18 protein-coding genes are annotated in these 18,702 nt (G+C 68.9%); 10 read left to right on the plus strand and 8 right to left on the minus strand.

What is annotated here, in order from left to right:
• The 5 genes from AB0M48_RS37640 to AB0M48_RS37660 all read left to right on the plus strand — a co-directional run bounded on the left by AB0M48_RS37640 (nt 1) and on the right by AB0M48_RS37660 (nt 4,790).
• The gene (locus tag AB0M48_RS37640; RefSeq protein ID WP_363851465.1) at nt 1-819 is read left to right on the plus strand and encodes an ABC transporter permease; all 819 of its coding nucleotides are present in this window, start codon (nt 1-3) and stop codon (nt 817-819) included.
• Nucleotides 816-1,772, plus strand: coding sequence for an ABC transporter ATP-binding protein (locus AB0M48_RS37645; protein WP_363851468.1), 957 nt, complete (start codon nt 816-818; stop codon nt 1,770-1,772). Before AB0M48_RS37640 ends, AB0M48_RS37645 begins: the two co-directional genes overlap by 4 nt.
• Complete coding sequence (locus AB0M48_RS37650; RefSeq protein WP_363851471.1) at nt 1,765-3,099, plus strand: GH1 family beta-glucosidase; 1,335 nt, start codon at nt 1,765-1,767, stop codon at nt 3,097-3,099. The genes AB0M48_RS37645 and AB0M48_RS37650 overlap by 8 nt, the downstream gene beginning before the upstream one ends.
• 224 nt (nt 3,100-3,323) lie before the next feature.
• Nucleotides 3,324-4,574 (plus strand): SidA/IucD/PvdA family monooxygenase, encoded by a 1,251-nt coding sequence (locus tag AB0M48_RS37655; protein ID WP_363851474.1) that lies wholly within the window; start codon nt 3,324-3,326, stop codon nt 4,572-4,574.
• 21 nt (nt 4,575-4,595) lie between these two features.
• Nucleotides 4,596-4,790, plus strand: a complete 195-nt coding sequence (locus AB0M48_RS37660; RefSeq protein ID WP_363851477.1) for an MbtH family protein — start codon at nt 4,596-4,598, stop codon at nt 4,788-4,790.
• On the opposite strand, the gene AB0M48_RS37665 is transcribed toward AB0M48_RS37660, so the two are convergent.
• Both AB0M48_RS37665 and AB0M48_RS37670 read right to left on the minus strand, forming a co-directional pair.
• Nucleotides 4,783-5,460, minus strand: a complete 678-nt coding sequence (locus AB0M48_RS37665; protein ID WP_363851480.1) for an SDR family oxidoreductase — start codon at nt 5,458-5,460, stop codon at nt 4,783-4,785. The two genes, AB0M48_RS37660 and AB0M48_RS37665, sit on opposite strands and share 8 nt — an antisense overlap.
• Nucleotides 5,457-6,275: a hypothetical protein gene (locus AB0M48_RS37670; protein ID WP_363851483.1), complete on the minus strand. Its 819-nt coding sequence runs from the start codon at nt 6,273-6,275 to the stop codon at nt 5,457-5,459. The genes AB0M48_RS37665 and AB0M48_RS37670 overlap by 4 nt, the downstream gene beginning before the upstream one ends.
• A gap of 64 nt (nt 6,276-6,339) precedes the next feature.
• Between AB0M48_RS37670 and AB0M48_RS37675 the strand changes: the two genes are divergently transcribed.
• The 3 genes from AB0M48_RS37675 to AB0M48_RS37685 are packed head-to-tail and all read left to right on the plus strand — an operon-like array spanning nt 6,340 to nt 8,239.
• Entirely contained in the window at nt 6,340-6,708 is a 369-nt protein-coding gene (locus tag AB0M48_RS37675) for a GntR family transcriptional regulator (RefSeq protein ID WP_363851486.1), read from the plus strand.
• Between the two features lie 41 nt (nt 6,709-6,749).
• Complete coding sequence (locus tag AB0M48_RS37680; RefSeq protein ID WP_363851489.1) at nt 6,750-7,583, plus strand: ATP-binding cassette domain-containing protein; 834 nt, start codon at nt 6,750-6,752, stop codon at nt 7,581-7,583.
• Complete coding sequence (locus AB0M48_RS37685; RefSeq protein ID WP_363851492.1) at nt 7,580-8,239, plus strand: hypothetical protein; 660 nt, start codon at nt 7,580-7,582, stop codon at nt 8,237-8,239. The genes AB0M48_RS37680 and AB0M48_RS37685 overlap by 4 nt, the downstream gene beginning before the upstream one ends.
• Here the strand turns inward: AB0M48_RS37685 and AB0M48_RS37690 are convergent, their stop codons facing one another.
• Genes AB0M48_RS37690 through AB0M48_RS37700 form a run of 3 tightly spaced genes read right to left on the minus strand, consistent with a single transcriptional unit; the run spans nt 8,240 to nt 10,508 of the window.
• A complete protein-coding gene (locus tag AB0M48_RS37690; protein WP_363851495.1) occupies nt 8,240-9,211 on the minus strand; it encodes a LacI family DNA-binding transcriptional regulator in 972 nt (323 codons plus the stop codon).
• 5 nt (nt 9,212-9,216) lie between these two features.
• On the minus strand, nt 9,217-9,669 hold the full coding sequence (locus tag AB0M48_RS37695; protein WP_363851498.1) for a hypothetical protein: 453 nt from the start codon (nt 9,667-9,669) through the stop codon (nt 9,217-9,219).
• 2 nt (nt 9,670-9,671) lie between these two features.
• Nucleotides 9,672-10,508 carry a DUF1996 domain-containing protein gene (locus AB0M48_RS37700; protein WP_363851501.1) on the minus strand — a complete coding sequence of 279 codons (837 nt, stop codon included), beginning with the start codon at nt 10,506-10,508 and terminating at the stop codon, nt 9,672-9,674.
• A gap of 215 nt (nt 10,509-10,723) precedes the next feature.
• Here AB0M48_RS37700 and AB0M48_RS37705 point away from each other — a divergent pair, with 215 nt between their 5' ends.
• Complete coding sequence (locus AB0M48_RS37705) at nt 10,724-12,433, plus strand: discoidin domain-containing protein (RefSeq protein ID WP_363851504.1); 1,710 nt, start codon at nt 10,724-10,726, stop codon at nt 12,431-12,433.
• Here the strand turns inward: AB0M48_RS37705 and AB0M48_RS37710 are convergent.
• Complete coding sequence (locus AB0M48_RS37710; protein WP_363851507.1) at nt 12,417-14,342, minus strand: hypothetical protein; 1,926 nt, start codon at nt 14,340-14,342, stop codon at nt 12,417-12,419. The genes AB0M48_RS37705 and AB0M48_RS37710 overlap by 17 nt on opposite strands.
• 241 nt (nt 14,343-14,583) lie before the next feature.
• Between AB0M48_RS37710 and AB0M48_RS37715 the strand changes: the two genes are divergently transcribed.
• Complete coding sequence (locus AB0M48_RS37715) at nt 14,584-15,423, plus strand: dienelactone hydrolase family protein (protein WP_363851510.1); 840 nt, start codon at nt 14,584-14,586, stop codon at nt 15,421-15,423.
• Nucleotides 15,424-15,478: 55 nt separating this feature from the next.
• Here the strand turns inward: AB0M48_RS37715 and AB0M48_RS37720 are convergent, their stop codons facing one another.
• Both AB0M48_RS37720 and AB0M48_RS37725 read right to left on the minus strand, forming a co-directional pair.
• A complete protein-coding gene (locus AB0M48_RS37720) occupies nt 15,479-17,998 on the minus strand; it encodes an FtsX-like permease family protein (RefSeq protein ID WP_363851512.1) in 2,520 nt (839 codons plus the stop codon).
• Nucleotides 17,991-18,677, minus strand: coding sequence for an ABC transporter ATP-binding protein (locus AB0M48_RS37725; protein ID WP_319981328.1), 687 nt, complete (start codon nt 18,675-18,677; stop codon nt 17,991-17,993). Before AB0M48_RS37725 ends, AB0M48_RS37720 begins: the two co-directional genes overlap by 8 nt.
• Nucleotides 18,678-18,702 lie beyond the last annotated feature (25 nt).

The raw sequence follows: 18,702 nt of genomic DNA on the forward strand, positions 1-18,702 counted from the left end.
ATGAACCTCAAGACGAAACTGGGCCTGGGCATCCTGGCGTTCTTCGCGCTGATCGCGGTGGTCGGCGAGTGGATCGCGCCGTACGACCCGTCCGCGATGAGCGACGACGCGCTGTCGCCGCCCTCGGGCGCGCACTGGTTCGGCACGACCATGACCGGGCAGGACATCTTCTCCCAGGTGCTCGTGGGCACCAGGGGGGTGATGGTCGTCGGGCTGGTGTGCGGTGTGCTCGCGACCTTCCTGTCGATCCTGGTCGGGGTGACCGCCGGGTTCCTCGGCGGCGCCGCCGACGAGGCGTTGTCCATGCTGTCCAACATCTTCCTGGTGATCCCGGCACTGCCGCTGATCATCATCGTCGCCTCGATGCTGCCGTCGGCGGACACGGTCCTGATCGCCGCGGTGATCAGCCTGACCGCGTGGGCTTGGGGTGCGCGAATTCTGCGCGCGCAGACGATGTCGTTGCGGCGCAGGGACTTCGTGGAGGCCGCACGGGCTTCCGGGGAGCGGACCTGGCGCATCATCGTGTTCGAGGTGCTGCCGAACCTGCTGGCCGTGATCGGGTCGGGCTTCGTCGGCACGGTGATCTTCGCGGTCATGCTGCAGATCACCCTGTCGTTCGTCGGCGTGATCTCGCTGTCGACCTGGAACTGGGGCACGATCCTGTTCTGGGCGCAGAGCAACCAGGCGCTCGGCCTGGGCGCGTGGTGGTGGTTCGTCCCCGCCGGCCTGTGCATCGCGTTGCTGGGCACGGCGCTGGCCCTGATCAACTTCGGGATCGACGAGTACGCGAATCCCCGCCTGCGGAAGGTGCGCGCATGAGCCCGGTGCTGGAGATCCGCGATCTCTCGGTCGACTACGGCAACCTGAGGGCCGTGCACAACGTCTCGCTGACGTTGAACGCGGGCGAGGTGCTCGGCCTGGCGGGGGAGAGCGGCAGTGGCAAGTCCACCCTGGCCTATGCCGCGACCCGGCTGCTGCAGACGCCGGGCAAGGTGCCGTCCGGCGAGGTGCTGTTCAAGGGCCAGGACCTGCTGTCGCTGACCGACAAGCAGCTGCAGGTGCTGCGGTGGAACGAGATCGCGATCGTGTTCCAGGGCGCGATGAACGCCCTGAACCCTGTCATCTCGGTCGGCACGCAGATCGACGACGTGCTGCGCACGCACCGGCCGCAGATGAAGCGCCCGCAGCGGACCGCGCGCGGCCGTGAACTGCTGTCGCTGGTGGGCATCCCGACCGACCGGCTGTCGTCGTACCCGCACCAGCTCTCCGGCGGCATGCGGCAGCGCGTGATGATCGCGATGGCGCTCGCGCTGGAACCTGAGATCGTCATCATGGACGAGCCGACCACCGCGCTGGACGTGGTGGTGCAGCGGCAGATCCTCGGCCAGATGATGCGGCTGCGCGAGACGCTCGGCTTCTCGGTCGTCTTCATCACCCACGACATCTCGCTGCTGGTCGAGTTCTCCGACCGCATCGCGATCATGTACGGCGGGCGCGTGGTCGAGGAGGCGCCGGCGAGCGAGATCTACCGCGCCGCCAGGCACCCGTACAGCCAGGGCCTGCTGGGGTCGTTCCCGGCGTTGCGCGGCCCGCGCCGTGAGCTGAAGGGCATTCCGGGATCACCACCGGACCTGCGCTCGATGCCGTCGGGCTGCCCGTTCCACCCGCGGTGCCCGTCCGCGATGGACGTGTGCGGCGAGCGGATGCCCTCGCTGGAGTCCGTCGAGGAGAGCCGCCGCGTGGCGTGCTGGCTGGAGGACGTGCGTGTCTGACCTGATCGCGGGATTGCCGGCGGACTTCTTCTGGGGCGTGGCGACCTCGGCGTACCAGATCGAGGGCGCGTACGACGAGGACGGCAGGACGCTGTCCATCTGGGACACGTTCGCCCGCCGTCCCGGCGCCGTCGAGAACGGTGAGACCGGCGACGTGGCCTGCGACCACTACCACCGCATGCCGTCCGACGTGGCGATGATCGCGGGCCTGGGCGTCGACAAGTACCGCTTCTCCGTGTCGTGGCCGCGCATCCAGCCCGGCGGCCGCGGCCCGGTGAACCCCAAGGGCGTCGACTTCTACTCGCGGCTCGTCGACGAGCTGCTGGACAAGGGCGTCGACCCGTGGCTGACGCTCTACCACTGGGACCTGCCGCAGGAGCTGGAGGACGCGGGCGGCTGGCCGCACCGCGACACCGCCTACCGGTTCGCCGAGTTCGCGGGCCTGGTGCACGACGCGCTGGGCGACCGCGTGCCGACGTGGACGACGCTGAACGAGCCCTGGTGCTCCGCGATGCTCGGCTACGACGTCGGCCGGCACGCGCCTGGGCGGACGAACTTCGCCGAGGCCGTGCGCGCCACCCACCACCTGCTGCTGGCGCACGGCCTGGCCGCGCAGGAACTCCGGACGCGCGGCGTGACGTCGCTGGGCATCACGCTGAACATGGGCACCCACAGCCCGGCGTCCGACGACCCGCGCGACGTGGACGCCGCCCGTCGCGCCGACGGCCTCGGCACCCGGATCTACCTGGATCCGCTGGTGCACGGGCGTTATCCGGAGGACGTGCTGGCCGACATCGCCGCGCGCGGTGCCGCGATCCCGGTCCAGCCCGGCGACCTGGAGATCATCTCGACGCCGCTGGACGTCTTCGGCGTCAACTACTACACCTCGCACGTCCACAAGGCGACCGGCGACCCGGCCGTGTCCGAGATCGTGCCGCAGGGCCGTCCGGTCACGGCGATGGGCTGGGAGATCGTGCCGGAGGGCTTCACCTCGCTGCTGGTCCGGCTGCACCAGGACTACGGCGTGCCGATGGTGATCACCGAGAACGGCGCGGCCTTCGACGACCTCGACGTCGTGGACGGCCACGTCGCCGACACCGACCGGGTCGAGTACCTGAAGTCGCACATCGAGGCCGTGGCCGCCGCCGTCCAGGCCGGCGCGGACGTGCGCGGCTACCTCGCGTGGTCGCTGATGGACAACTTCGAGTGGGGCTACGGCTACGGCAAGCGCTTCGGCATCGTCCGCGTCGACTACGAGACGCAGGATCGGACCCTGAAGCAGAGCGCGCGGTGGTTCCGCGACCTGATCACGCGATCTCGGACGTAACACCTGGTCCAGCCCGGTCTCCGGCCCGGTCGTCGTGGAATCTCTGCGCCCCCACGGCGACCGGGCCGGTTCCACTTCCACGGCTCGATCCCGGTGGAGCCGCACTCGCGTACGACCGTTCTCCCGGTCCAGCGGCGTAGATCACGCCCGAATGCACTAGCTAAGGCATACCTTAGTTAAGTTAGGGTTACTTTACGCCCTGTGAGTGCCAGGAGAGGATCGCGATGGAACCGGTGTTAGACCTGGCCGGAATAGGCTTCGGGCCGTCCAACCTCGCTCTCGCGATCGCCGTGGAGGAACACGAGCTGCCCGTCCGAGCTCGTTTCTTCGAGAGGCAGCCCCGCTTCGGCTGGCACCGGGGGATGTTGCTGGAGGACGCCACCATGCAGGTGTCGTTCCTCAAGGATCTTGTCACGCTGCGCAACCCCACCAGCAGTTTCAGCTTCCTGTGCTACCTGCGCGATCGCGGGCGGTTGATCGACTTCGTCAACCACAAGAACCTCTTCCCGCTGCGCAAGGAGTTCCACGACTACTTCGAGTGGGCCGCGGAACGGGTCGGGCACCACGTGTCGTACGGCGCGGAGGTCTCCGGAGTCCGGGCGGTCGACGACGGCTTCGAGTTCACCGTCGGCGAGCAGCAGGTCAGGACGCGCAACCTGGTGCTGGCGACCGGCCTTGAGGCGAACCTGCCGGACGGCATCGAGACGAGCGACCGGATCTGGCACAACAAGGACCTGCTGACGCGCGTCGACACTCTCCAGGACCCGCGCCAGGTCGTCGTGGTCGGCGCCGGGCAGAGCGCGGCCGAGGCCGTGGCCTTCTTCCACGACCGGTTCCCGCAGGCCGAGGTGCACGGCGTCTTCGCGCGCTACGGCTACAGCCCCGCCGACGACAGCTCGTTCGCGAACCGGATCTTCGACCCCGCCGCCGTGGACGACTTCTACGCCGCGCCGGAAGAGGTCAAGCGCAGGCTCATGGGCTACCACGCCAACACGAACTACGGCGTGGTCGACGGCGACCTGATCGAGGAGCTCTACCGGCGGGTGTACCGCGAGAAGGTCGTCGGCAGGCAGAGGTTGTTGCTGCACAACACCTCCAAGCTCATCGACGTGACGACCGACGGCAAGTGCGTGGTCGAGTCGCTCGCCGACGGCAGCCAGCTGCCGATCGACGCCGACGTCATCGTCTACGCCACGGGCTACCGGCCCGCCAACCCGGTCAGGCTCCTCGGCGACCTCGCAGGCCACTGCGAACGCGACGAGAGCGGCCGGCTGAAGGTGACCCGCGACTACCGCGTCGTCACCGACAACGGCCTGCGCGGCGGCATTTATCTGCAGGGCGGCACCGAACACACGCACGGCATCACGTCGTCGCTGCTGTCGAACACGGCCGTGCGCGTCGGCGAGATCCTCGACTCGGTGCTGCGACGGGTGCAGCAGCACCACACCGGACCGAAGCTCCAGGCAGTCAAGTAGTTCCACCAGGAAGGACCTGTCATGACCAACCCGTTCGAGGACCCGCAGGGCCGTTTCTTCGTGCTGGTCAACGAAGAGCAGCAGCACTCGCTGTGGCCGACCTTCGCGGACGTGCCCGCCGGGTGGACCAAGGTCTACGGCGAGGAGAGCCGCGAGGCCTGCCTGGCCTACGTCGAGGAGAACTGGACGGACCTGCGCCCGGCCTCGATCAGGTGACGTAGTCCTCGAACGTTCGCGTGCCCACCGCGCGGCCGGGAGTCAGGTTCCCGCCCGCGCGGTAGGCTCGGTACGTCGCCCCCGGCACCTTCAACTGCACGAGCGTGCGCTGCTTCCCCGTCGCGGCCAGGTACGTCCGGGCGAAGTCGACGGCTTCGCGGATCTCCGGCCCGCCCATCTCGGGTGCCTTGCCCGCCGGCGACGCCTGCGCCAGCGCCGCCAGTTCCAGGCCCACCTCGGCCTCGTCGACCGGCTGGAACCGGAACCCCGGCACGAGCATCAGCGGCAGCTTCGACGCGCTGTCGAACATCCTGCGCAGCAACGAGTGGAACTGCGTGGCCCGCAGGATCGTGTGCGGCACACCCGAATCGATGATCAGCCGCTCGGCGGCGAGCTTCTGCCGGTAGTAGGGGAGCGGCACCTCGTGGCAGCCGACGATCGAGATGTAGACCAGGTGCGCGGGCTTCGAGGCCAGCACGGTCCGCGCCATCCGCACCTCGTGCCGGAACGACGTCGCGCAGTGCACGACCACGTCCGCCCTGAGAGCCCCCAAGCCGGTGCCGCGCAACAGGTCCGTGCCGCTCGAACGCGAGACCGAGCGCGCGCCCGGCAACGCGGCGACGACGTGCCGGCCCAGCGAGCCACTGCCACCCGTGACGACGAAGGTCATGCCCTCACTGTGACACGGTGGTAGTAGGCCAGCACGACGGTGCCCGACACCGCGGCGACCCCGCTGATCACCAGGCCCGCCTGCGACAGCCCGCTCATGCCCGTGCCCTCGCCGAGCAGCTTGATGCCGATCCACGCCGCGACGATCGGGTTCACGACGGTCTGCCCGGCCACGACCAGATCCGGCGGCCCGGCGGCGTAGCCGAGCTGGATGAACCACGCCCCGGTCAGGAAGGCGACGACCAGCCCGCCGAGCGAGATCCACTCGATCACGGGCAGCCCGGTCGTGACGTCCCTGACCAGCACGGCGACGAGTCCGTAGGCGATCCCGGCGCCCACGGAGAGCGCCAGGGCCCGCACGGCGCCCAGCGTGAACGTGGCGGCGACGACGCACACCAGCACGCCCGCGACGACGAGTTGCCCGGCCTGGAGCGCGACCTTCGGCGACACCTGGGTCGGCACCGCCTCGCCCGCCGTGATGGACACGAACGCGACGATGCCCGCCGTCGCGACGAGCACGGCGACGGCGAGCAGGCCGGACGGCCGTCGCGCGCGGCACACCGCGATGATCGGGATGGCCAGCGCGTTCAGCGGCGCGACGACCGAGACCGGGGCCAGCGACAGCGCGACGACCTGCAGGACCGCGCACGCGAAGAGCACCAGGAAGCCGTAGACCCAGCGACGGGACCGCACGAGCTGGAGCGCGGAGGTCAGCTTCAGATCGCCTGTCTCGCGGACACCGGCGTGCTGCCACATCGCGCCGAGTGCGCTGCACCCGGCCGCGAGCACCGCGCAGAGAATCGCGACCCCGACCACGTGGCCCATGCTACGCCGTCACTGCTATGGTTCATTACATGAGTAACGAACCAAGGAACTAGCGATGTTCGACGACCGGAGCCCGATCTACCGGCAGATCGCCGACCGGATCAAGGCGGACGTGCTCAGCGGGGCGTTGAAGGCAGACGAGCAGGTCATGTCGACCAACCGGTACGCCGCCTACTACCGGATCAACCCGGCCACCGCGGCGAAGGCCTTCCAGCAGCTCGTGGACGAACAGGTGCTCTACAAGAAGAGGGGGATCGGGATGTTCGTGAGCGCTCAGGCTCGCGACATGCTGCGGGCACAGGGGCGGGAGACCTTCTTCGGCGAGGTCGTGGACCCGATGGTCGCGGAGGCGCTGGCCATCGGCATTCCGCTCGCCGACGTGATCCGCCGGATCGAACAGCACGAGAACAACGGGGGCGTGTGATGCGGGTTGACATGCAGGGCTTAACGGTTCGATACGGCGACGTGACGGCCGTCGACGACATGAGCTTCTCGTTGTCCGGCAACAAGATCTACGGGCTGCTCGGCCGCAACGGCTCCGGCAAGACCAGCCTGATGTCGGCGCTGGCGGGCTACCGCAGGCCTTCAGGATCCGTTCAGCTCGACGGCCTGCCGGTCTTCGAGAACGCCGCCGCCATGCGTCAGGTGTGCCTGGTCCGCCACACCGCCGACGCCGCGGACAAGGGCGACAAGGTCTCGTACGTGCTGGAGTACGGCGCCGCGTGGCGCGACACCTGGGACAACGACTACGCGCTGGAACTCACCGACCTGTTCAAGATCGGGTTGAAGGCCAAGGTCGGCGAACTGTCGCTGGGGCAGCGCTCAGCACTCGGCGTCGTGATCGGGCTTGCCAGCCGCTCGCCGCTGACGATGCTCGACGAGTCGCACCTCGGCATGGACACGCCGACCCGGTACGCGTTCTACGACGCACTGCTCAACGACTTCATGGAGCACCCGCGCACGATCATCATCTCCACGCACCTGATCGAGGAGCTGGCCTCGCTGCTGGAGGAGGTGCTGATCATCGACAGCGGCCGGCTGGTGCTCCAGGAGGAGGCGGACGTGCTGCGCTCACGTGGCACCGAGGTCACCGGCAACGCCGCCGACGTCGACGAGTTCACCGCCGGACTGACCGTTCTGAGTGAGAAGTCGCTGGGGCGCACCAAGGCCGCGATGGTCTACGGCGCGCTAGACGACGGGCAACTGGTGCGTGCCCGTCAGCTCGGGCTGGAACTCGGCCCGATCGCGTTGCAGGACCTGTTCGTCCACCTCACCGATCCGGTCGGAGGGAAGCGGTGAAGATCTTCCGTCACCTGACCACCTCGCTGCTCGTCTTCTGCGCGATGGTCGCCGCGGTGGCCTTCGCGTTCGTCCTCGTGCTCACCTTCGTGGTCTCGGCCTTCCGCAGCGTCGAGATCAGCGCGTGGAACGTCGTCACGTCGCAGATCGCGCGCTGGTTCCTGTTCTGGGTCGGCATCTACGTGATCCACAATTTGCTGCCGATCGCCGTCGCGCACGGTCGCACGCGCCGCGAGTTCCTCGCGGCGGGATTCGCCTTCACCGTCGTGCTCGCGCTGCTGATGACGTTGTTCGCCTGGCTGGGATTCCTCGTCGAGGGCGGGATCTACTCGTTGATGGACTGGCGTGCGGACGAGCACGGCTTGCCGCAGGCGTACTTCCTGATGTTCCTGGTGTGGTGTGCGGCCGGAATGTTCTGCGCGGCGGCGTTCGGCAGGTTCGGCGCGGGTGGCATCTTCTCGGTGCCGATCGGCGTGGTGCTGGTCGCGGTCACGACCGCGCGGATCCCCGGTTCGGGCAACCTGCCGTTCATCCGCAACGTCCCGTCCTACCTGGGCGCCGGCTGGCACCTGATGTCGCTGGCGGCGTTCCTGGTCGCACTGGCGGCGACGTGGGCGATCGCCCGGGACATGCCGGTGCGCCTGCGCACCACCTGATCAACCGCTGTCGCGCACCACGAGTGAGGGTTCGAAGATCACCGACATGGTGGGGGAACGCGGCTCGGTGATCTGGCGCAGCAGCTGACGCGCCATCTCCGCGGCCATGTCGGTGATCGGCTGGCGGACGGTCGTGAGCTCGGGTTCGGACGTCAGCGCGGCACTGCTGTCGTCGAACCCGACGACCGCCACGTCGTCGGGAACCTTGCGGCCACTGCGGTGCAGCACAGGGATCGCGCCGTTCGCCATCAGGTCCGAGGCGACGAACACGCCGTCGACGTCCGGGCAGCAGCGGAGCAGCTTCTCCATCGCGGCCACGCCGGACTGCCGGGTGAAGTCCCCGTGCACCACCACGGCGCCGGGGACCTCGGCGAGGAACCCGGCGAGCCGGTCCTGGCCCGCCGGGGTGTCCTGCGGGCCGGTGATCGTCGCGATCCTGGTGCACTGCAACGACTTGAGGCGGCGTGCGGCCAGGGCGGCCCCGGCCGTCTGGTTCACGTCGACGTAGGTGATCGGCATCGGTTCGAGCGGACGACCGGCGAGCACGACGGGGAGTCCGGCCTCGATCAGCTGACCCGGCACCGGATCCGCCGGGTCGGTGTGCACGAGGATCACGCCGTCCAGCCGGCCGCACCGCAGGTCGCTCAACGCCCGCTCGCGCGTGCCCGGACCGGTCATCATCAGCACCAGGTGCACGCCCAGCGGCCGGACGACGCGGGTCACGCCGCTGACGACGCTCGCGAGGTGCGGGTCGCCGTCCATGCGGCGTTCGTCGGGCAGCAGCAGCCCGATCGCGTCGGCCCGGCGCGTGACGAGCGAGCGCGCGGCGATGTTCGGCAGGTAGCCGGTGCTGGAGATGGCTCTCTGCACGGCGTGCCGGAGTGACTCGTCGACGCTGGACGCGCCGTTGACGACTCTCGACGCGGTCGCGCGCGACACCCCGGCCACGCGAGCCACCTCCTCCAGCGTCACGCGCTTCACCCGGCCGCCAGTTCCGCCGTGCGGTGGCGTTCCATCAGCTTGACCACCTCGGCGGTCGGCGGGTGGGTGATGGCCGGTCCTGCCGACTTCAGCACCTCCAGCGACTCGGTGAGGTGCGCGCGCACGAACTGCTTCAGCGCGTCCGGGTTCGTGGACGCGAGCTGGATCTCGGCGTCCGTCGGCATGCCCGGCATGTCGTGCCCGGCGTGGTTGTTCACGTACGGCCCGTCGAGCAGCTTCCTCAGTTCGGTGAGCTCGATGTTGCGGTTCTGCTTGAGCTCGGCGGAGTCCGTGAGCTCGAGCAGCTTGAGGGCCTGCTCGTCGGTCGCGATGGCGAGCTCGACGAACGCTCGTTCCGTTGCGCCGTAACCGTTCTGCGGAGCCGGTGGGGGAGAGGGCGGGGATGGAGCCTGCTGGCAGGCCACGAGAAGGCCTGCCAGCAGGAGCATTGTCATCCGTGGTTGCCGTTGTGGTCGCACTTGATCACCACGTTGATGCAGTTGCGGACGCGGCGCTCCATTTCCGCGCGCGGCCACACGTTGAAGAAGTCACCGTGCATCGTCTGCCCTGTGCCGGAAGCGAGTCGCAGCCCGGCCGTGCTGCCGTTGACCGGATACCGCAGCACCATGCGCAGCTTCGGCACCGGGACGGGGTGGCTCGACGGGCAGCCGCCGGCGACCGGGTACGACATGTGGGACTTGTGGTCGGCCGAGTCGAGGTTGCGGCCGTCCCAGCACTGCGGGAAGTCCAGGTAGGTCTCGAGCATCGTGCCCGCCGGGCAGGTCACGAAGTTCTTGGACGGGTTGACGTGCCCGGCGTGCAGGCAGGACCAGCGCGCGATGCTGTCGGCATCGCCGGTGGCCTTCGCGTTGCCCGCCACGATCTTCAGCCCGTACGGCGTGGGCTGGATCGCCGCCGGGTTGTTCACGCCCTCACCGAGGTAGTAGAAGGTGACGCCGGTGGGGGCGATCGCGGTGTTGTCCCGGTACAGCGTCGGCACCCAGTACGACGAGATGTCCGAGGCCGGGTTGCAGTTGCCCGTCTGGCCCTCCATCGACTGCAGGGTGGAACGGGCGTTCGTCGAGTGGTTGCCGAAGAAGTCGTGGAAGTGCGAGGCACCGGCCAGGTTCGGCAGGACGATCGGGTCGTCCGCCAGCCGGTGGCTGATCGGGCACTCCGCGAGGAACTCGGCCACGCGGACTGGTTCTCCTTGTGCCGCAACGGGAATGCTGAGTGCGGTGGCTATCAGCTCGATGACGGCGGCGATGTGGAACAAGGGCTTCCTCATTGAAGCTTTCCTCTCCGCAGCAGGATTGGGAGAGCGCTCTCACGCCCTTCGAGCATGGCGCAGCCCGTAATCGGCCGTCAATCCGCAAGAAACGTTCAGAAGTCCCGGTTTTCTTGACAGGGCGGGCCCGATGCCCTGACTCTCGGCTCTGAACTCCTGTCGCAGAGAGCGCTCTCTCGCCGTCCTCCTCTCGTTCTCCGGCCTCAGGAGCACCCATGTCAGGAAGGCTTCAACGCGGAAGACTCCCCCTGTTCGCCGCGGCCGTGGTCGCGGCCGCTCTGCTCGTTCCGGTACAGGCGTCCGCCGCCGGTCCGCTGATCTCGCAGAACCGCCCGGTCACCGCCTCCAGCAGCGAGAACGTCGCGTTCGGCGCCGCCGCGGCGGTGGACGGCGATCTCGGCACGCGCTGGTCCAGTTCGTTCGGTGATCCGCAGTGGATCCAGATCGACCTCGGCTCGTCCGCGCGGGTCGACCAGGTGGTGCTGGCCTGGGAGACCGCGAGCGCGCGGGCCTACACGCTCAGCATCTCCGCCGACGGCACCACCTGGCAGGAACTTCGTCGAACGACGACAGGGCCCGGCGGCACCGAGACGCTTCCGGTCACCGGCACCGGCAGGTACGTGCGCCTCGACCTCACCCAGCGGGCCACGCAGTGGGGTTACTCGCTGTGGGAGTTCCAGGTGTTCGGCACCCCGGGCACCGGGACCGCGGAAACCCTGCTCTCGTACGGCAGGTCCGGTGCCGCGTCGACGTTCCAGGACGACGCGAACTGCGGCCAGTGCACCCCGGCCAAGGCCTTCGACCGCGACCCGGCCACCCGCTGGGCGACCAGCGCGACGAACGGCTGGGTCGACCCCGGCTGGATCTCCGTCGACCTCGGTGCCACCGCCACGATCTCGAAGGTCGTGCTGCAGTGGGATCCCGCGTTCGCCACGGCGTACCGGATCGAGGTCTCCGACAACAACACCAGCTGGCGCGAGATCTACTCGACCACGGCCGGCCGCGGGTTCAAGGAGACGCTGACGGTCAGCGGCACCGGCCGTTACGTGCGCATGTACGGCACGGCCAGGTCGAACGGCTACGGCTACTCGCTGTGGGAGTTCCAGGTCCACGGCAGCGGCGGCGCTCCGATCACGCCACCGCCGCTGCCGCCGAACCCGTCGTTCCCCGGCCGGCTGGTGTGGGGCGACGAGTTCAACGCGCCCGCGGGCACCGGGCCGGACGCCTCGAAGTGGCAGCCGGAGATCGGTCCCGGTGTGAACAACGAGCTGCAGTACTACACGAACAACAACAACGCCCGGCACGACGGCAACGGCAACCTGGTGCTGCAGGCCCGGCGTGAGGTCACGCCCGGCAGCGCGTGCCCGGTGGACCCGGTCAGCGGCAGCACGACCTGCCAGTACACGTCGGCACGGCTGAACACCTACGGCAAGTTCACCTTCACCTACGGCCGGGTCGAGGCGCGCATCAAGGTGTCGTCGACCCAGGGGTTGTGGCCCGCGTTCTGGATGCTGGGCGCGGACTTCTTCGACCAGCGCAGGCCGTGGCCCGCGTGCGGCGAGATCGACATCATGGAGCACGTCGGCAAGGAACCGAACCGGGTGTACTCGACGCTGCACGCGCCCCAGTACTTCGGTGCGGGCGGGTACGGGTCACCGCTGGAACTCGGCCAGCCCGCGTCCAGCGCCTTCCGGACGTTCGCGGTCGAGTGGGACTCCAGCCACATGACGTTCAGCGTGGACGGCAACAGGTTCTTCACCGTCGACCGGGAACAGCTGGAGACCACGCGCGGGCCGTGGGTCTACGACCACCCGTTCTTCCTGATCATCAACAACGCCGTCGGCGGCGACTGGCCCGGCCCGCCGGGGGCCGGGACGCAGCTGCCGCAGGACATGGTGCTGGACTACGTCAGGGTGTACCAGTGACGGAGGTCCTGGCGGGCGGTGAGACGTCGAACGCCTCGCTGACCGCCTCGACCTCGATCTGCGCGGTCTCGCCGCTGTTCAGCGGGATCGCCGGCACGAAGTACGCGTCGTTCGCCGTGCCGCCCAGGAAGATCCGCCCGGAACCGGTCCACTTGTAGACCCGGTACTGCCGGATCGCGCCGGGTGAGCGCGTCCAGGTGAGCCGTGCCGACGCCGTGGTGGCGTTGGTGCGGCTCACCTGCTCGACCCGGACGCCGGACGGCGCCGCCGGGGGAGTCATGACCGGGTTCGTGACACCGATCCGGCCGATGAACGCGGTGATCGCGGCTCCCGGCAGGACCCGCAGGGAGATCTCCGTGAGCGTCGCGCCGGAGTGCTCGCCCAGCGGGAACACGCTGCGCCGCCACGCCCCGCTGACGCCGCCGAGGTCCAGGACGCGTTCGGTCGCGCCGAACCGCAGGACCGCCTGCAGGCGCGACGGACCGGTGCCGGTGCGATGCACGATCTCGAACTGGCTGGCGCCGGTCAGCTCCAGCGACGTCGCGAACAGCCGGACGTCGTTGGCGGACTGCGGCGTGCCGGTGATCTTCAGCGCGGTGCCGCCGTCGTACGGGTCGTCCCAGTCGAGCGACGGGGTGACCTTCGTGCCGGTTCCCGTGACGCTCCACCGCCAGGTCGGAAGGACGTCCTGCAACGACAGGTTGTTCCAGGCCTGCGCCGACCGGACGGTGCCGTTGACGGCGAACTTCCTGCCGTGACCGGTGTTGAAGTTCGTGACGAACGGGAGCGTCGTGATCGGGGTCAGCTCGGTGACGTAGTGGGCCACGCCCTTCCAGTTCGCCGTCGTGGTGGTGTTCGACGGATCACCGTTCGGGCCGACCCAGAACCTGTTGTCGCGGGCGTAGAAGTCAGCGGGGCCCGTGGCCGACTTGAAGGTCCACTCCGGACGGTAGAAGCCGAGCGACGTCACGTGCGGCCTGCCCTCGGGGAAGATCGAGGCCCAGCCGACGCTGGTGTTGTAGCCGCTCGCCTCGACGTCCACACCGGACGCCAGGTCGTACGGGCTGCGGCCCGTCTGCCGGGCGAGCGCGGCGGAGTTCGCGAGGCCCTGCGTGCTCCACCAGAAGTTCAGGAACATCTCGTCGGACTGCTCGAAGAACATCCGGTTGCGCGCGGTCAGGGCGTTCTGCCAGCTGACGCTGCCGCTGTCGGTCATCGCGTCGTACCAGACGACCCGCAGCCCGGACTTCTTCATGTAGACGATGAAGTCGCGCATGTCGTTCGCGAGCTGGGTGTTGCCGCCGGCGGTCTCCTGGTTGAGGAACCAGCCGTCGAAGCCGTAGTGGCGCGCGACCTGGACCATTTTGTCCGCCACGGGGAACCTGTCGCCCTCGCGCCGGACGAAGTCGCGGACCCACTGGATCTGGCCGCCGTACGCCGTGGGCGGGAGGAACACGTTGCCGATCACGCGCACGCCGTTGCGGTGCGCGGCGTCGGTGACGGTCGGGTTCGGCGCGAGGATCAGCCCCTCGGACGCCGACCCGCCCCAGAACACCAGCTCGTCGATGTACTGCCAGTAGTTCGTGGCGTAGTAGTTCATGTCGAGCGAGCCCTGCGCGGGGTTGCCGCTCGTCGGCGCGTAGGCCACCAGCGCCTGGACACGGGCCTCGTTCGGGCGGGCGTGCGCGTTGGCCGGTCCGGCCGGGACGACGCGTCTCGCGAGCGGCACCGTGCTGCGGTTGTACTTCGCGTCCCGGTCGGTCGACGGATCCCAGTCGAGGATCGTCGCCGGGTGCCAGTAGGACGCGTACGGCTGCGCGGTGTCGGCAGCGGACGCGGGAGTCTCGGACAGCAGACCGGTGAGTGCTGCTGTGGAGCTCAGAACGAGGAACTGTCTCCGGGTGGGCACGAGATCACCTTCGTGGGCCGTCCGAATCGCCGCATACCGCCGCTGCGGTGACCGGACAGGACGACAACGTCCCGGTCCGCTGCGGTGGGTGACGAGCCGGTCCCGGGAAACATTCTGTCGAACAGTGTCGAAACGTCCCCGTAACCATCCATGTGGCCGAATCCCAACGAGGCTACTGGGCGGTAGCGTGTGGCTCGCCGTCGCTTTTGGTTCCCCTGCAACCATTCGAGGTGTCTTCGTCGTGCGCATCAAAACCATGCTTGCGGCGCTGGTCCTGGCGCTCATCCCAGCCACCGCCCCCGCCGTCGCCACAGCGGCGGCCAACCCCTACGAACGCGGCCCCGCACCCACCGCCGCGTCGGTCGAGGCCTCCCGAGGCACGTTCGCCGTGACGTCCGCGGCAGTCGCCCGCCAGTCGAACTTCGGCGGCGGCACGGTCTACACCCCGACCAGCGATCTCACGTTCGGCGCCATCGCCGTCTCACCCGGCTTCACCGCCACCCAGACCTCGGTCGCGCACTTCGGCCCGCGCCTGGCGTCCTACGGCTTCGTGGTGATCACCATCAACACCCTGTCCGGCTTCGACGACCCGGACAGCCGTGGCCGTCAGCTGCTCGCGGCACTGGACTACGTGGTCCGCACAAACCCCCGCGTCGACGCCTCGCGCCTCGCCGTGATGGGCCACTCCATGGGCGGCGGGGGAGCGTTGCGCGCCTCCGCGAACCGTCCCGCCCTGCAGGCCTCGATCCCGATGGCCGGCTGGCACACCACCAAGAGCTGGTCGACGGTCCAGGTGCCGACCCTGGTGCTCGGCGGCCAGAACGACCCCACCGCGCCCAACTCGCAGCACTCCACGCCGTTCTACAACTCGATCACGGCCGCACCGGACAAGGCGTTCCTCGAACTGCGCGGCGGCGACCACTCGGCACCTCGCAGTGACAACGTGACGGTGCGCAAGTACACGCTGTCGTGGCTCAAGCGCTTCGTGGACGACGACGTGCGCTACGACCAGTTCCTGTGCCCGCCCCCGGCGCCGAACACGCTCATCTCGGCCTACCGGGACACCTGCCCGCACGCGTGAAAAAGGGGTGCTGTGCCAGAAGCGCGACGGCCTGGCACAGCACCCCCTTCTCTGCCTACTCGTAAGCGATCGCGTCCAGCACGTTCAGACGCGCGGCCCGGATCGCGGGCAGGATCGCCGCGATCACGCCGACGAACGCCGCCACCACCAGGTACTGGACCATGGTCATCCAGGGCAGGCCGATCTCGGAGATGCCCTGGTCCTTCAACGCCTGCACGGTCGCGACTCCCAGCGCGAGACCGACCGCGAGGCCGAGCACCGCGCCGAACACCGAGATCACCACCGACTCGACGGTGATCATCCGCATCACCTGCGCCCGCCGCATGCCGATGGCCCGCAGCAGACCCAGTTCGCGGGTCCGCTCGATCACCGACAGCGCCAGGGTGTTGATGACGCCGAGGACGGCGATCAGGATCGCCAGCGCCAGCAGGATCTGGATCATCAGCAGGACCGTGTCGAACTGCGAGGTCGTCTGCTTCACGAACGCGCTGCGGTCCTGGACGGTGATCTCCGGGTTGTCCGCGAACAGCGGCTCGACGCGCTTCTGCACGTCCGCCGCGGACACGCCCGGCGCGACCTGCACGAACGCCTGGGCGATCTGGTCGGACCGGAAGTCCTTGCTCGCCGACTCCGGCAGCACCAGCGCGCCCTGCAACACCTGCGACTTCACCCAGATGAAGCCGACCGCGTAGGTCTTCGGCTCGCCCTTGGCCAGTTGCAGCGTGACCTTGCTGCCCACCGACCAGCCCTTCTCGGCCGCCATCTCCTCCGGCAGCGCGAGCTGGTCGTCCTTGAGCGGCGCGATGGTGCCGGACTTCGGCTTCAGCCCGAACATCGACGCCATCGCGGGCACGTCCGTGACGCCGACGGCGAACAGCTGGTTCTCACCCTCGAGCACGCCGTCCTGCGACCAGCCGACCGCCGACTTGACGCCGTCGGTCTTCTCGATCTTCGTCAGGACGTCCCGCCTGAACGTCGCGGGCTCGCCCTCCATCTGGCCCTCGCCGGAGACGATCAGGTCGGTCTGCAGCTGACCGGAGGCCAGCTTCTCGATCGACTTGGTCGCCGACGTCAGCACCACGCTCACGCCGGTGATCAGCGAGATGCCGACCATCAGCGCGGCCGCGGTGATCGCGGTGCGGCGCGGGTTGCGCGCGGAGTTGCGGCGGCCCAGCAGGCCGGGCATCGACCACGACAGCAGCCGGCCGATCAGCGACACCATCGGCTTGGAGAGGATCGGCGTCAGCAGCGCGACACCGACGAACGCCACCAGGATGCCGCCGAAGATCAACGGCAGCGAGGCCTGGTTGAAGCCGAACGCCAGCGACGTGCCACCCGCGGCCGCCACCAGGGCACCGGTGATCGTGATCTTCGTGAGCGGACGGTCCGGCGTGGCCGCCTCGCGCATCGCCGCGACCGGCGCGATCCGCGACGCCCGTAGCGCCGGCATAACGGCCGCGACCACCGTGACGATCATGCCCACCGCGAACGCCGAGATGACCGCCGTCATCGGCACGCCGATGCTCGCGAGCTGCAGGTCGGTACCGCCCACCGAACTGAAGATCTTCGCCAGCAGCGCGCCGATGCCGATGCCCGCCCCGAGGCCGACGATCGACGCGATCAGGCCGATCACCAGCGCCTCCAGCACCACGGACCCGATGACCTGGCCGCGTGAGGCACCCATCGACCGCAGCAGCGCCAGTTCCCTGGTGCGCTGGGCGACGATGATGGAGAACGTGTTGAGGATGATGAAGATGCCGACGAACAACGCGATGCCGGCAAACCCGAGCAGCACGTAGTTGAAGAACTTCAGGCCCTCGTTGATCTGGTCGGCCTGCTCCTTCGCCAGCACCGCACCGGTCTTGACGTCGTAGCCGGAGCCCAGCTTCGCCGCCACGGCGTCGCGCAGCGCGTCGTCCGTGGTGCCCTGGGCCGCCGTGACGGTGATGCCGGAGAACACGTCCTTCTTGCCCAGCAACAACTGCTGCGCGACCGGCTCGGTGAACGCCACCGACAGCTCGCCGCCCAGCGAGTCGCGGCCGCCCGCGTACTCGTAGATGCCGGTGATCTTGAAGGTCTTCTTCGGCTCCAGCGTCAGCAACGCGATGTCGTCGCCCACCTTGAAACCACCGGCCGTCGCGAGGGACCCGCCGACGGCGACCTCGTTCTCGGTGGCGGGGGCCTTGCCGTCGCGTATCTTCTCCTGGCCGGTGCCGGTCCAGTTGAAACCGAACCGCGGCGAGCCCGACGTGGTGATGACCTTGCCGTTCTTGCCGATCGGCCGTGCGGACCCCTGCACGTCACCGACGGCCGACGCCACGCCCGCCACCGACTTCACGTCCGCGATCGCCTGCGGCGTCAGCGGTTCGGGCTGCTTGCCCTTCTCCGCCTTCGGCGTCACCGAGACGTCCACGTTGGCGAAGGCCGACGAGAACAGGTCGGTGAACGACCGCTGGAGCGTGTCGGTCAGCACGAACGAACCGGACACGAACATCACGCCCAGCACCACCGCGAGCGCGGACAGCACCAGCCGGAGCTTGCGCGACAGCAGGCTCTTGAGAGTCGCCTTAAACATGCGGCACCGCGACAACTGAGTCGAGGTGCTTCATCGTGTCGAGGACCTCCTCGGCCGACGGCGACAGCAGCTCGCGGACGATGTGGCCGTCCTTGAGGAAAATGACGCGGTCGGCGTACGAAGCGGCGTTCGGGTCGTGCGTGACCATCACGATCGTCTGCCCGAACTCGCGGGCGGACCGCTGCAGGAACCCGAGCACCTCGGCACCGGACTGCGAGTCCAGGTTGCCGGTCGGCTCGTCCGCGAACACGACGTCAGGGCGCGACACCAGCGCACGCGCGCAAGCGACGCGCTGCTGCTGGCCGCCCGACAGCTGCGTCGGCCGGTGGGTCAGCCTGTCCCTCAGACCCACCGTGTCGACCACGACGTCGAACCAGGCCTTGTCGACCTTCTTGCCGCCGATCGCGAGCGGCAGCGTGATGTTCTCCTCGGCGGTCAGCGTCGGCAGCAGGTTGAACTGCTGGAAGATGAAGCCGACCTTGTCCCGCCGCAGCTCCGTGAGCCCGCGGTCCTTCAACCCGGTGACCAACGTGTCACCGACCCACACCTCACCGCTGGTGACGTCGTCGAGCCCTGCCAGGCAGTGCATCAACGTCGACTTGCCCGACCCCGACGGGCCCATGATCGCGGTGAACCTGGACTTCTCCAGGTCGACGCTCACCCCCGCGAGCGCGGTCACGGCAGCGTCGCCGGACCCGTAAGAC

Source organism: Lentzea sp. NPDC051208, assembly GCF_040682435.1.
Classification (GTDB): domain Bacteria; phylum Actinomycetota; class Actinomycetes; order Mycobacteriales; family Pseudonocardiaceae; genus Lentzea; species Lentzea kristufekii.

Bases quoted from the DNA above. Each gene is read 5' to 3' on its own strand.
- AB0M48_RS37640 (WP_363851465.1), top strand. From the start codon at position 1: ATGAACCTCAAGACGAAACTGGGCCTGGGCATCCTGGCGTTCTTCGCG.
- AB0M48_RS37645 (WP_363851468.1), top strand. From the start codon at position 816: ATGAGCCCGGTGCTGGAGATCCGCGATCTCTCGGTCGACTACGGCAAC.
- AB0M48_RS37655 (WP_363851474.1), top strand. From the start codon at position 3,324: ATGGAACCGGTGTTAGACCTGGCCGGAATAGGCTTCGGGCCGTCCAAC.
- AB0M48_RS37660 (WP_363851477.1), top strand. From the start codon at position 4,596: ATGACCAACCCGTTCGAGGACCCGCAGGGCCGTTTCTTCGTGCTGGTC.
- AB0M48_RS37665 (WP_363851480.1), bottom strand. From the start codon at position 5,460: ATGACCTTCGTCGTCACGGGTGGCAGTGGCTCGCTGGGCCGGCACGTC.
- AB0M48_RS37675 (WP_363851486.1), top strand. From the start codon at position 6,340: ATGTTCGACGACCGGAGCCCGATCTACCGGCAGATCGCCGACCGGATC.
- AB0M48_RS37695 (WP_363851498.1), bottom strand. From the start codon at position 9,669: ATGCTCCTGCTGGCAGGCCTTCTCGTGGCCTGCCAGCAGGCTCCATCC.
- AB0M48_RS37700 (WP_363851501.1), bottom strand. From the start codon at position 10,508: ATGAGGAAGCCCTTGTTCCACATCGCCGCCGTCATCGAGCTGATAGCC.
- AB0M48_RS37705 (WP_363851504.1), top strand. From the start codon at position 10,724: ATGTCAGGAAGGCTTCAACGCGGAAGACTCCCCCTGTTCGCCGCGGCC.
- AB0M48_RS37720 (WP_363851512.1), bottom strand. From the start codon at position 17,998: ATGTTTAAGGCGACTCTCAAGAGCCTGCTGTCGCGCAAGCTCCGGCTG.